11 protein-coding genes and 1 pseudogene are annotated in these 12,133 nt (G+C 60.5%); 6 read left to right on the forward strand and 6 right to left on the reverse strand.

Going from position 1 to position 12,133, the window contains the following annotated elements; genetic code table 11:
• Positions 1 to 9 precede the first annotated feature (9 nt).
• Genes ACVW0R_RS01815 through ACVW0R_RS01825 form a run of 3 tightly spaced genes read left to right on the forward strand, consistent with a single transcriptional unit; the run spans position 10 to position 4,059 of the window.
• Positions 10 to 867, forward strand: coding sequence for a branched-chain amino acid ABC transporter permease (locus tag ACVW0R_RS01815; protein ID WP_457501555.1), 858 nt, complete (start codon positions 10 to 12; stop codon positions 865 to 867).
• Positions 867 to 1,826, forward strand: coding sequence for a branched-chain amino acid ABC transporter permease (locus ACVW0R_RS01820; protein ID WP_011431272.1), 960 nt, complete (start codon positions 867 to 869; stop codon positions 1,824 to 1,826). Before ACVW0R_RS01815 ends, ACVW0R_RS01820 begins: the two co-directional genes overlap by 1 nt.
• 1 nt (position 1,827) lies before the next feature.
• Complete coding sequence (locus ACVW0R_RS01825; protein WP_457501556.1) at positions 1,828 to 4,059, forward strand: RNA degradosome polyphosphate kinase; 2,232 nt, start codon at positions 1,828 to 1,830, stop codon at positions 4,057 to 4,059.
• 38 nt (positions 4,060 to 4,097) lie between these two features.
• Here ACVW0R_RS01825 and ACVW0R_RS01830 read toward each other — a convergent pair whose 3' ends face one another.
• A complete protein-coding gene (locus ACVW0R_RS01830) occupies positions 4,098 to 4,676 on the reverse strand; it encodes a DoxX family protein (protein WP_041438584.1) in 579 nt (192 codons plus the stop codon).
• Positions 4,677 to 5,107: 431 nt separating this feature from the next.
• Between ACVW0R_RS01830 and ACVW0R_RS01835 the strand changes: the two are divergent.
• From ACVW0R_RS01835 to ACVW0R_RS01845, 3 genes and pseudogenes are all read left to right on the forward strand, one after another.
• Positions 5,108 to 6,109: pseudogene (locus tag ACVW0R_RS01835) on the forward strand (RNA-guided endonuclease InsQ/TnpB family protein).
• The gene (locus ACVW0R_RS01840; protein ID WP_457390778.1) at positions 6,109 to 7,095 is read left to right on the forward strand and encodes a GntR family transcriptional regulator; all 987 of its coding nucleotides are present in this window, start codon (positions 6,109 to 6,111) and stop codon (positions 7,093 to 7,095) included. Before ACVW0R_RS01835 ends, ACVW0R_RS01840 begins: the two are co-directional and overlap by 1 nt.
• Before the next feature lie 136 nt (positions 7,096 to 7,231).
• Positions 7,232 to 7,657: a hypothetical protein gene (locus ACVW0R_RS01845; protein WP_011431268.1), complete on the forward strand. Its 426-nt coding sequence runs from the start codon at positions 7,232 to 7,234 to the stop codon at positions 7,655 to 7,657.
• On the opposite strand, the gene ribB is transcribed toward ACVW0R_RS01845, so the two are convergent.
• From ribB to ACVW0R_RS01870, 5 genes are all read right to left on the reverse strand, one after another.
• Entirely contained in the window at positions 7,646 to 8,887 is a 1,242-nt protein-coding gene (gene ribB, locus ACVW0R_RS01850) for a 3,4-dihydroxy-2-butanone-4-phosphate synthase (protein ID WP_099812823.1), read from the reverse strand. The two genes, ACVW0R_RS01845 and ribB, sit on opposite strands and share 12 nt — an antisense overlap.
• 183 nt (positions 8,888 to 9,070) lie before the next feature.
• Positions 9,071 to 10,234, reverse strand: coding sequence for a molybdopterin-synthase adenylyltransferase MoeB (moeB, locus tag ACVW0R_RS01855; protein WP_011431266.1), 1,164 nt, complete (start codon positions 10,232 to 10,234; stop codon positions 9,071 to 9,073).
• Between the two features lie 2 nt (positions 10,235 to 10,236).
• Complete coding sequence (locus ACVW0R_RS01860) at positions 10,237 to 10,518, reverse strand: MoaD/ThiS family protein (RefSeq protein ID WP_011431265.1); 282 nt, start codon at positions 10,516 to 10,518, stop codon at positions 10,237 to 10,239.
• 210 nt (positions 10,519 to 10,728) lie between these two features.
• Positions 10,729 to 11,217: a M67 family metallopeptidase gene (locus ACVW0R_RS01865; protein WP_011431264.1), complete on the reverse strand. Its 489-nt coding sequence runs from the start codon at positions 11,215 to 11,217 to the stop codon at positions 10,729 to 10,731.
• Between the two features lie 281 nt (positions 11,218 to 11,498).
• Complete coding sequence (locus ACVW0R_RS01870) at positions 11,499 to 11,786, reverse strand: DUF6464 family protein (protein WP_011431263.1); 288 nt, start codon at positions 11,784 to 11,786, stop codon at positions 11,499 to 11,501.
• Positions 11,787 to 12,133 lie beyond the last annotated feature (347 nt).

A 12,133-nucleotide genomic window follows, 5' to 3' on the forward strand; every position in this document is an offset into this window, starting at 1 on the left:
GGGGCAGGTGTGACCCAACTGTTGCAACTGTTCATCTACGGCCTCGTCCTGGGCAGCATCTATGCTTTGGGGGCGATTGGGGTGTCTCTCACGTTTGGCATTTTGCGCTTTGCCAACTTTGCCCACGGGGATCTGATGACCTTGGGGGCCTACTTTGCCCTGACGTTTGTCGGCTGGGGTTGGCCGCTAGAGGTGAGCTGGATCCCGGGGGCCTTGGCGACAGCACTGTGTGCGGTGGGGATCGACCAACTGGTCTATCGCCGCCTGCGCCGGGAAGCGCCGGTGATTTTGCTGATCTCTTCTTTTGGCACGGCCCTGATCTTGCGCAGCTTGGTGCAGATTCTCTGGGGGCCCAACAACCAGGTGTACCGCAGCGGCATCCAGTTGCCCTGGCAGTTTTGGGGGCTGCGTGTCAAGCCGGATTGGGTAGCGATTCTGGTGGGAACGGCGCTGTTGGTGGTGGCGCTGCACCTGTTTTTGCAGCACACGCGGGTGGGGAAAGCCATGCGGGCCATGGCCGACAATTTTGACTTGGCCAAGGTGACCGGCATCGATACGGAGCGGATCATTCTCTGGACTTGGGCCATTGGCGCCGCCTTGGCCTGTGTGGCGGGCATCTTCCTGGGCCTGGATACGCGGCTGCACCCCACCATGGGCTGGCGGCTGCTGTTGCCCGTTTTCGCTGCAGCCATCCTCGGCGGCATTGGTCGCCCTTACGGGGCCATCGCCGGGGGGCTGGTGATTGGCCTGGCGGAGGAGTTTTCTACTTTGGTGCTCAGCCCAGCCTACAAGACGGGGGTGGCCTTTGCCATTCTGGTGCTGTTGCTGATCTTGCGGCCCACAGGGCTGTTGGGAGGACGGGCCTGATGTTGAGCTACGCCATTTTCTTTTTGGTTTTGGTGGGGATCTACGGCGTGCTGGTGCTGGGCCTCAATATCCAGTGGGGCTACGCCGGCATGTTCAACATTGGGGTGGGGGCCTTTTTTGCTGTGGGGGCCTACGCCAGCGCCATTGCCACGACGCCGCCCACCCCTGAGCACCTGGGCGGGTTCGATCTGCCGTTCTGGGTGGGCTTTGCCATGGCGGTGGTCGCCGCCGGGGCGATCGCCTTCTTGATCGGCTTGATCACCCTCAAGCTGCGCTCCGACTACTTGGCCATCGCCACCATCGGCATTGCCGAGATCATCAGCCAAATCCTGAAAAACGAGGGCTGGCTGACCAACGGCGTGCGTGGCATCACCCGCATTCCGCGGCCCTTTCGCGGCTGGATCCCAGGACAGGATACGCTGCTGTACTTGGGCTTGGTGCTGCTGGTCTTGGCGGTGGTTTACTGGCTGAGCGAGCGGGCCTATCGCTCTCCTTGGGGACGGGTGCTGCGGGCTATCCGCGAGGACGAGCCGGCAGCCCTAGCCGCTGGCAAAGATGTGCTCCAGTTTCGTTTGCAGGCATTTGTCCTGGGATCCATGCTCATGGGGCTGGCGGGGGCGCTCTATGCCCATTTTGTCAACTTCATCAGCCCGGAAGCCTTCCAGCCGGAGTTTGCCACCTTCATCGTCTGGGTGATGTTGATTGCCGGGGGCAGCGGCAACAACCGCGGCGCCCTGCTGGGGGCGCTGGTGATTTGGGGCGTGTGGTCGGGCAGCGAATGGTTGACCAACCGTCTGCCGCCCCAATGGGCCACCCGGGCCGGCCCCTTGCGCATTTTGTTGATCGGGATCTTGCTGCAGGTGATTCTTCTCACGCGCTCCCAAGGGCTGTTGCCAGAACGTCCGCCCAAGCCTGTTGTGGCTACTTCCGTTTCGTCTAAGCAGAACCCAGCAGGATAGGATGGGGTCGGCTGCAGCCGTTGTTGACGTGTTTGAGACAACCCAGACCTCTGCCACCATGACTCCGCGCCCCCAGGAAACGGACTCTCCCTTGTCGCCCCACAACCCCGACGCGACAGGCTGCCATCCCGATGCCGGACAGCCCGGGATCCCGACTGCGCCCATCCAGGAGGGCTATGCCTTGCCGGAGCAGTATTTCAACCGCGAGCTGAGCTGGATCGAGTTCAACGCCCGAGTGTTGCACGAGGCTCTGGACGAGCGCACTCCCCTGTTGGAGCGGCTGAAGTTTCTGGCCATCTTCGAGAGCAACCTGGACGAATTCTTCATGGTGCGAGTGGCGGTGATTCGCCGTCAGTTGGAGACGGGTGTGTTGGTGCTGACTCCAGATGGCCTCACACCGCAGCAGCAGTTGCGGCAGATCTCCAATCGCCTGCGCCCCCTGATTCAAAAGTTACACGAGTGTTTTCGGCAGGAACTGGTGCCTAAGCTGGCGGAACAGGGCATTCACATCCGCGATTTTTCCGAGCTGGCCGAACCGGAGCGGCAGGAGCTGCGGGAGTATTTCGACCGCCGCCTGTTTCCCGTGCTCACCCCCTTGGCGGTGGATCCGGGCCATCCTTTTCCCTATATCTCCAACCTCAGCCTCAGCTTGGCGGTGGTGGTGCGGGATCCGGAGACCGGCAAGGAACACTTTGCCCGCGTCAAGGTGCCCAACACCCTGCCCCGCTTTGTGCCGCTGCGGGACGGGGTGAGCTTCGTGCCGCTGGATCAGGTGATCGCCCATCACCTGGAGGCCCTGTTCGTGGGCATGGAAGTGCTGGAGTACTACTCCTTCCGCATCACTCGCGACGCCGATCTGGAGATCCAAGAGGACGAGGCCGACGATCTGCTGGCAGCCATTCAAGAAGAGCTGCGCAAACGGCGCTTTGGCTCGGTGGTGCGCATGGAGATCGCCAAGTCGATGCCCTCTGCCATTCGCCAACGGCTGTGCGAAGAGCTGCATCTGGATGCCGACTCCGTTTACGAGGTGGATGGGCTCCTCAACATGGGGGGGCTGATGGCGTTTCTCAACCTCAACCGCCCTGATTTAAAAGATCCCCCTTGGGGGCCCGTCACCCCTCCCCGCTTGCGTACTGCCTCGGTCAGCGATGAGCCGGTGGATATCTTCTCCGTCATCCGGGAAGGGGATCTGCTGGTGCACCACCCCTACGATTCCTTTGCTGCCAGTGTGGAACGGTTTTTGGAGGAGGCGGCCAACGATCCCCAGGTGCTCACCATCAAGCAAACCCTCTACCGCACCTCCGGCGACTCCTCGGTGGTGGGATCCCTCATCCAGGCTGCCGAGAACGGCAAGCAGGTGGCCGCCCTGGTGGAACTCAAAGCCCGTTTCGACGAAGAAAACAACATCCTCTGGGCCAAGAAGCTGGAAAAAGCTGGGGTGCACGTGGCCTACGGCCTGCCGGGGCTGAAGATCCACTGCAAACTGGCGCTGGTGGTGCGGGAAGAGGGGGGATCCCTGCGCCGCTATGTCCACATCGGCACCGGCAACTACAACCCCAAGACCGCCCGCATCTACACTGACTTGGGCCTGTTTACCTGCGATGAGACTCTCTGTAACGATGTAACAGAATTGTTTAACCTGCTGACGGGCTATTCGCGGCAACGGCACTTCCGCAAGCTGCTGGTGGCCCCTCGCACCCTGCGCCAGGGGATGGAAGCCTTGATCCGGAGAGAGATGCGCCATGCCCAAGCCGGCCAGCGGGGACGCATCATCGTCAAGGTCAACTCCCTCACCGACCCGCGCATGATCCAAGTGCTCTACGAGGCCAGCCAGGCAGGGGTGGAGATCGACCTCATTGTGCGTGGCATGTGCTGCCTGAAGCCAGGGATCCCGGGCCTGAGCGAGCGCATCCGTGTCATCAGCATCATCGGGCGCTTCTTGGAGCACTCCCGCATCTTCTACTTCTACAACGGCGGCCAGGAAGAGTACTTCATCGGCAGCGCCGACTACATGACCCGCAACCTGGATCGCCGCGTCGAGGTGGTAACCCCTGTAGAGGATCCCCTGTTGCAGCAAGAGCTGAAGGCGATCTTGGAGATCTGTCTGACGGATAACCGGCAAGCTTGGGAATTGCGTCCCGATGGCACCTACGTACAGCGACAGCCCAAGCCGGGAGAGCCGGTACGCTCCACCCACCAACGCCTGATGGAGCGGGCCGCCAGCCGCCTTTAGCCCTCACCCCCGGTCCCCTCTCCCTCTGGGAAGTTGGCTTAGGAGCGAGGGGTTTGGGCAGCTTCGGCCTCTTGCTCGCCCAGGGCGATCACCTGCTCGGTGGCCTGCAGCGAAGACTGCAAGCTCTCCAACTTTTGTCGGCTGGAGCGGTTCAGCCCCGCCTCAATGCCGTTCACCAAGAGCTGATCCAGAGAGAACCAACCGCCGCCATTGACGGCAAAGGCCAAGAAGATGGCCGCGTAGATGGCCGATAGCTCCAGGTAAGGAATGCTGAAGCCGGCCACCTTGATGTGGTGAAACATGGCCACCGCCATCGTGGCCACCAGGCTCAATGCGGCGGGCCGCGTGAACAGGCCCAGGGCCACCAGGGGAGCTGCGATCAGTTCAGTGTAGGCGGCTACATAGGAGAAAAAGATGGGGAACGGCAAGCCGATCACTTCCACATAGGCCGCCGCAAACCCTTCGATATCGGCCAGCTTGTCGAGGCCGTTGTGAATCATGAATAGCCCCGCCACCACCCGCAAGACGGTCCACCCCAACTGGGACCACCGCGGAGGAACGCTGTCGTGACGCAAAACCGAGACGAGCAGCACGGGAAACTGCTGAGTGAGTGCCATGAGATGCAACCTGCAATGCAAAGATGCTAACTATTGTAACGATTCTAAATTTCTGTAACAAGACCAGGGCGGGATCCCCTGTCCTTCGGAGGCCGGATCGTCGGCCATTGGGTTGGGGGTGGGCGCAGCAACAGAGGGGATCCCTGCCCCCGCAGCGTCGCTTGGACAAGATGCGCCCGAGCCGTTCTCGAGTGCCTATCCTTGTGAAGTGTTGGCGCAATTCTTCTGGCAGACGATCCCTGTCTTTAGCTAATCCGCCGTTCGCGCTAGCGGGACGTAGTCCTGGAAGCCCCGCTCTGTACCCCCCTATATCCCAGCCCCCCAGTCCCCCCGTATACGGGGGGATATAGGGGGGCGAGGGGATATATGGGGCGGGCCGGTCAGAGTCGGGATGAGAGGCGGGAGCGTTCAACAGGTACAATGCATTCATCATGAGAACCGCTTACCAGTACCGCTTGCGGCCCACTGCTAGCCAAGTCGCCCTGATGGGTGAGTGGCTGGAGCTGCTGCGTAAGCAGTACAACTATCGCTTGGCAGAACGGTTCAACGGGTGGGAGCAAAATCGCTTTCCCTCAGATGAAGCAGGACTGTATCCGGGGAAAGTTTATCCATCTGCCCAAGATTGGGCCGGTCAAGCTCATCCAACACCGTCCTTTGCCGGACGGCTTCGTGATTAAAACGGCCACCATCACCCGCAAGGTGGATGGGTGGTACTTCACCTTGAGCCTGCAGGATCCGTCTGTCCCGGAATGGAGCCCTGACCCGCCAACGTGGGAAAACACGATGGGGATAGACCTGGGGCTAAGCTCTTTCTTGGTCACCGATGAGGGTGAGGTTATCGAGGTTCCTCAGTATTACCGTAAAGCGCAAAAGCCCCTCAAGCGGCTGCAACGGTCTGTATCGCGCAAGCAGAAGGGGTCAAACCGCTACCAGAAAGCGGTCAAGAGGTTGAGCAAGGCGCATCAGAAAGTAGCCAACCAGCGCCGGGATTTTCACCACAAAGTTGCTCATCAGCTTTTGCAAGACATATAGCCCATGAGGCGCTGAACATCAAAGGTCTGGCAAGGACAAGGTTGGCCAAATCTATCCATGACACCGGTTGGGGTGAGTTCCTGCAAATCTTGGCAGCCAAGGCTGAAAGAGCTGGGCTGTTGACGATTGCAGGGGATCCAAATGGCACGAGTCAAGAGCGCTCGGGGTGTGGTCGAGATGTGCCCAAAAAGCTGCATGAGCGGTGGCACGATTGTCCGCACTGTGGGCTGAGTATTGGCAGGGATCACAACTCGGCGAGGGTCATCAAATCCAGAGCGGTGGGGCGTCCCGTTCTTCAAGCTCAGGAAATGTCCTGCTATCGGGCAGGAGTCACTGGGAAGCCTGCACTCTATGCGTCAGCATGGGTGCGGGAGTACGTCACGGAGAAAAGCAGGCCATGATGCGCATTTCTATTCAGCCGGAGAGCGGGATCCCTGGCTCAGTCCAGCTCTTCAACTTGCTCTGTTTTGGCATTGCCTGCGGGCAATTTCCTCCCGGCTGTCGCCTGCCCAGCACCCGTCAGTTGGCCATGCAGACGGGCCTGCATCGCAACACCATCCACAAGGTTTACCGCCAACTGGAGGCCATGGGCCTGGTGGAAACTCGCGCCGCCTCCGGCATTTACGTGAGCGGCACTGCTCGCCAGGCGGTTAACCGTTCTCGCGGTCTCAGCAAGAACCTGGATCGATCCAAACAGGCGCTGGAGCAGGTGCGTCAGGGCATCGATCAGCTTCAGCAGCAAGGCTTTTCTCTGGAGCAGGTGCGGGATCTGCTGCTGGCCGAGATCGACTGGCGGCTGCGCTGCAGTGCTCAGGTGCTGGTGTGCGTGCCCCGCCGAGACTTGGGCACAGGACAACTCATGGCTCAACAAATCCAACAGACTTTGGGCATCCGGGTCCAGTTGGTGCTGTTGGAAGACCTGGCCGCCGTGCTGGATCAGATCCATTCCGGCACTGTGGTGACGCTGCACTATTTTCTCAGCGCTGTCGAGGCCATTGCCCAGCCGCGGGGGGCCCGTGTGCTCCCGGTGGAGGTGTCGGATTACGCCCGCGAAATTGCCCTGATCCGCCAATTGCCTTCCCACGCTTGTCTGGGGCTGGTGAGCATCAGCACTGCCCTACTAGAAGTTGCCGAGGTGATCGTCCAAAGCTTGCGAGCAGACCTGCTGGTGCTGACAGCGGTGATTTCCGATACGGAACGGGTGGGATCCCTGATTCGCCGCGCCCACACCCTCATCTGCGACGAGGCCAGCTACTCTACCCTGCGCGCTCTGGTGCGCCAAGCCCGATCCGACCTGATCCGCACGCCCAACCTGGTCTGTGCTTCCCCTCACATCGGAGAAGCAGCCATGGCCAAGCTGCAACAGGAATTGGGCGGGATCCCATGAGCAGCAAGGGCGAGAAAACTCCTTTTGTTGCAAGCAAGCCATTTCGCGGATGACGGGCTGTGCAATGTCGTGCTTAAGTGGAAATACGGTAAAAAACCATCCTGATTTGATTCATCACTAATCAGTCTTTACACGTATGGTGATCCTCGACTACGCCTCCGCCGACCACGACCATGTGGCGGTGACAAAGGAAGGGTTTTGGGAGGCCATCCGCTTTCAGGATTATTTCTACGCTTTTAACCGCAGCTTTGCTCGGCTGCAGGACGCTATCGCCAGTTGCCGCCGCGAGATGGATCGCGGCTCCTTGATCAGCATTGTGGTGGTGCGCCCTCCTAGGTTTGAGGTGTGGTCGCGGGTGGGATCGGAAGTGCCGGTTTTGCCGAAGCAACTGTTGCAGGGGGGTTCTTCTCAGCCAGCGGCACCGTCTCCCTCCCCCCGCAGGCGAGTCTTCTGGCGCTTCTGGGAGCGAGCTGCTGAGGTCTCTAGGGTCGATGCCGAGCTGCCTTCAGCGCGATCCCTCTTCTACCGGGGCGCTCGGCCTTACAACGCTCTACAGGCCTAAGCCGGAGTAGAGTTGCGGCTCGGATTTCCCGCTGAGGGGGCAGGAGGGCTTCAAGTGCAAATTCACGTCCTCCTCTTCCAGCAGTAGGGGCACCCGCTCGGCCACTTCCAGGCCAAATCCCTTCAGGCCGCTGATGTGGCGAGAGGTATTGCTGATCAGGCGCATCTTCCGCACCCCCACATCGCGTAGGATCTGGGCGCCAATGCCGTAATCCCGCAGATCCATCGCTGCTGGCGGCGCAGTTTCAGCTAGCCCCAGATCTTGGCGAGCATAGGACTTGATTTGCTCGATAAGGCTGAGCTCTTGCCGGCGCAGGTACACCAGCACCCCCTGGCCCTGGTGGTCGATCATCTTCAGGGCGGCGGTCAATTGGCGGCGACAGTCGCAGCGCAGGGATCCCAGCGCATCCCCCAGGGGGCATTCCACATGCACCCGCACCAGGACGGGCTTGGCGGCAAATTGGGTCGGATCCCCCTTCACCAGCGCCAGGTGTTCTACCTGGTTAAGGGTGTCGCGGTAGCCGTAGACCTGAAACTGGCCAAACTCCGTCGGCAAAGTGGCGATAGCCCCCCGGTGCACCAGCCGTTCGGTGCGCAGGCGGTACTCGATCAGATGGGCGATGGTGATAATTTTCAAATTGTGCTGACGGGCAAATTCGATCAACTGGGGCAGGCGGGCCATCGAGCCATCCGGGTTTTGGATCTCGCAGATCACCCCTGCCGGGTACAGCCCGGCCAACATGGCCAGATCCACCGCCGCTTCCGTGTGGCCGGCCCGTTTGAGCACCCCGCCCTCCCGCGCCCGCAGCGGAAAGACATGCCCAGGGCGGCGCAGATCTTCCGGTCGGGTATGGGGATGGATGGCCGCCTGGATGGTGCGAGCGCGGTCGGCAGCGGAAATGCCTGTAGAAACCCCTAACTCTGGCCCGGCATCAATGCTGACGGTAAAAGCTGTCTGGTTGCTGTCGGTGTTTTGCCCCACCATCAGCGGGATCTTCAGCTCGTCGAGGCGGGATCCCTGCATGGCCAGACAGATAAGGCCCCGCCCATAGGTGGCCATGAAGTTGATCACCTCTGGCGTGGCAAACTGGGCAGCACAGATCAGATCCCCTTCATTTTCCCGGTTTTCGTCATCGACCACGATGACCATGCGACCACACTTGAGGTCCTCCAGGGCTTCGGGGATGGAGTGAAAGATGGTTTCTGTCTCTGCCGGCAAAGTGGCACTCATGGAAAAGGGGAGGCGAAAAAGGGAGAGGAACCCTCGAAGATCTATGCTAGAGCAGGACAAAGGGCAGGAGAGAAGCCGAAACAGACAGCCGCCCTTGACCGCACTGCTACTGGGCTGGCTTCCGCGCAGCGGCAGGCCGCTTGTGCCTTCAACTGCAGGGCAAGGGACAGCCAGGGCTTTGAACTAGTACTTGGGAATGGAGGGATCGTAAGCCTCAGCCCAGGCCAGGATCCCCCCGCGCAGGTTTTTCCCTTGGATCCCGGCTGCTTGCAGAATCTTCAAGGCCTTGGCCGAGCGCACCCCGCTCTTGCAGTGGACGATTAGCTCCGAGCCGTTGAGGAGTTTTCGCACCTGCTCCACCCCATCGCCGTTTTCGATTTGCGGCAACGGGATCAGGTGAGCGCCAGGGATCCGGCCGATCTCCCACTCGTTGGGGTTGCGCACATCGACCAACACAAAGTCTTGGCCAGCATCCATCCGCGCCTTCAGCTCAGCCACGCTGATCTCGGGGATCTCCGCTTGGCTGGCTTGTTCTGTGGCTTGCGGGATCCCACAGAACTGCTCGTAGTCGATGAGCTGGGTGATGGGGGGAGTGGCGGGGTTTTTGCGCAGCTTCAGCTCGCGGAAGCTCATTTTTAGAGCATCGTAAAGCAGCAGCCGCCCGCTCAGGGTCGTGCCGATGCCCAGCAGGATTTTCACCGTCTCGGTGGCCTGGATCAGGCCGATGATGCCGGGCAGGATCCCCAGCACGCCCCCCTCGGCACAGGAGGGAACCAGCCCCGGTGGCGGTGGCTCGGGGTAGAGATCGCGGTAGTTGGGCCCATCCTCGTAGTTGAAAACCGTCGCCTGCCCCTCGAAGCGGAAGATCGAGCCGTAGACATTGGGCTTGCCCGTCAGCACACAGGCATCGTTGACCAGGTAGCGGGTGGGGAAGTTGTCGGTGCCATCCACGATCACGTCGTAGTTGGCAAACAGCTCCAGGGCATTGTGGGCCTTCAGAGCGGTGTTGTAAACGTCCACCTGGCAATAGGGGTTGATCTCCAGGATGCGGTTTTTGGCCGATTCCACCTTGGGCTTGCCCACCCAGGAGGTGCCGTGGATCACCTGCCGCTGCAGGTTCGACACATCCACCACATCGAAATCGACGATGCCGATCCGCCCCACACCGGCTGCCGCCAAATACAGCAACAGGGGCGAGCCCAGCCCGCCGGTGCCAATGCACAGCACCTTGCCCGCTTTCAGCCGCTTCTGCCCTTCCAGGCCCACCTCTGGCAGGATAAGGTGGCGAGAAAAGCGCTCCATCTCCTCGCGGGAGAGGCTGACTTGGCTGGTGTCCAGGTTCAACATGGTCAACGCCCTCCGGCAATAGCAGGAACGATGCTGATGACGGCTTGTTCTCCCACCGGCGTGTTGTCGCCTTGGGCCAACGTGCGCACGTCCTCGTCATTGAGGTAAACGTTGACGAAATTGCGCAACTTGCCGTCTTCTGTGTAGAGGTGGCGCTTTAGCTCGCCATAGCGGGCGATCAGGTTGCTCATCACTTCGCCGACATTGCTGCCCTCGATCTCGACAGCTTCCAGGTTGTCGGTGTAGGGACGCAAGGGGGAGGGAATCAAGACTTTGGTTGCCATGGGAGTTCGGGGAAGGGTTCTAGCGATCTGGTTGATCTACACCTTGAGGTTCTGAGCTGAACTATTCCAAGTGTCACCTCATCAAGTTCAGAGTACCGCTTTTTCCGACAACCCTCACCCCAGTCATTGCCCACCAGGGATCCCAAAGCTTCTCAGCCATAAGCCTCATTTTTGGAAGGAAGGTTGGCGGGAAAACAGCAGTCAGCTTCTCTAGCCAGCCCGAGCCACAAGCGAGGGCAGAGATTTGTCTTCCCAAATCTGCATCGGCTCCCGTTGGGGCTGCTCCTGCTCATCCAAAACCCAACTGGCCACCTCCTCTGCTTTGCCCTCGCGCACGCTGACGATCACACAGGAAAAGCCCCAGGGAAAAGCGTGCTGGCGATCGAACTCGGAGGGAACAGCCGCGTGGTTGGGGTGGGAATGGTAGGTGCCCAGGATCCCCAGGCCTTTGCGCACGGCATGGTCGTTGGCCCGCTTGAAATCCGCCGGGTCGATCAAGAAGCGGCGGCGGCTGGATTCGCCGTCTGCCAAGGGGTTTTCGGCTTGATCCCAGGTGTTGGCCACCGCCCAGAGTTCATGGACGATTTTGTCCGCTCCCTTGAGCTCGCCGATCAAAATGCCGCAGCCCTCGTAGGGAAAGGCTTGCTCGCCATGCTGGCGGATGGCGCGGAGGTGCTCTGCCGAGAGGTGAAGGGCCATGAATCTCACCTTTGCCGATGGAGTTACCGTTCTTTCATTTTGACACAGAGGGATAGCTTGGTAGCCCCGTACTTTGGTGCGGGCAGAGCTCTGGGCTGATGAGCTGGGGAACTGCGCAGAGTCCCCAGCGCTCCGGGGAAACAGCTATGCCGTTGCCTTGGCGTTTAACCAGCCGGTCGGCAGGGGGAGTGTCGAAGGTTGACTGGGGATGGGATCCCTTCTTTCGCCGCCGGTTTTCCTTTGGCATGAGTGGGAGTCTGAACAGATTTGGATCCGGCGAACTAACCGAGCACATCAGGGTGAGGATCCGGCAGCGGAGAGGCAAGCGGGGAATAGTGGGGGCAGCCCTGGCAGGGCCCTCGCGGGTTGACGGCACAGCGCAACCAGGTCGACTGGGCGCTGAAAATACAGGAGGGATCCCCCAGCGGCTGGCCGAATTCACCGGCCCGTTGGCGGCGCAGCAGCACCACTTGTCGCCGCCAATCCTGCAAAAAGCGGCTGTAGGCGCGTTCCCGCCAGCGACGCTTGGCCGCATGTTCCGAGACGTAGGCAGTGAGGTTATCCAACATGAAGCAGTCACCCAGAGAGTAAGGCCAACAGGCTGGGGGTCGCGTTGGATCAGCCTAGATCCTCAGGATGGCACACTCTGGTAGGAGAGGGAAAAATTGCAGAAGAATTGCAAACGCTCCCTATCTTACTTGGGATGAAGAACCGCTTTGCCAACCGGAGGGCAGAGCGGCAGCATGGGCAAGGTGATTGGCTTTGAGCCGAAAAACTAGCGGAGCAAGCTGCTGGCTAGTGGGCAGGGGGATAAGCCGCCTATGATGGTATAGTAGAGGCTGGCTCCGACTTATAGCGAAGTGGCAGCGAGCCTACGGGGAAAGAAGTAAGTCGCCAGGGGATCCCTGCAGGCTTG

This window comes from Thermostichus sp. MS-CIW-15 (genome assembly GCF_054060575.1).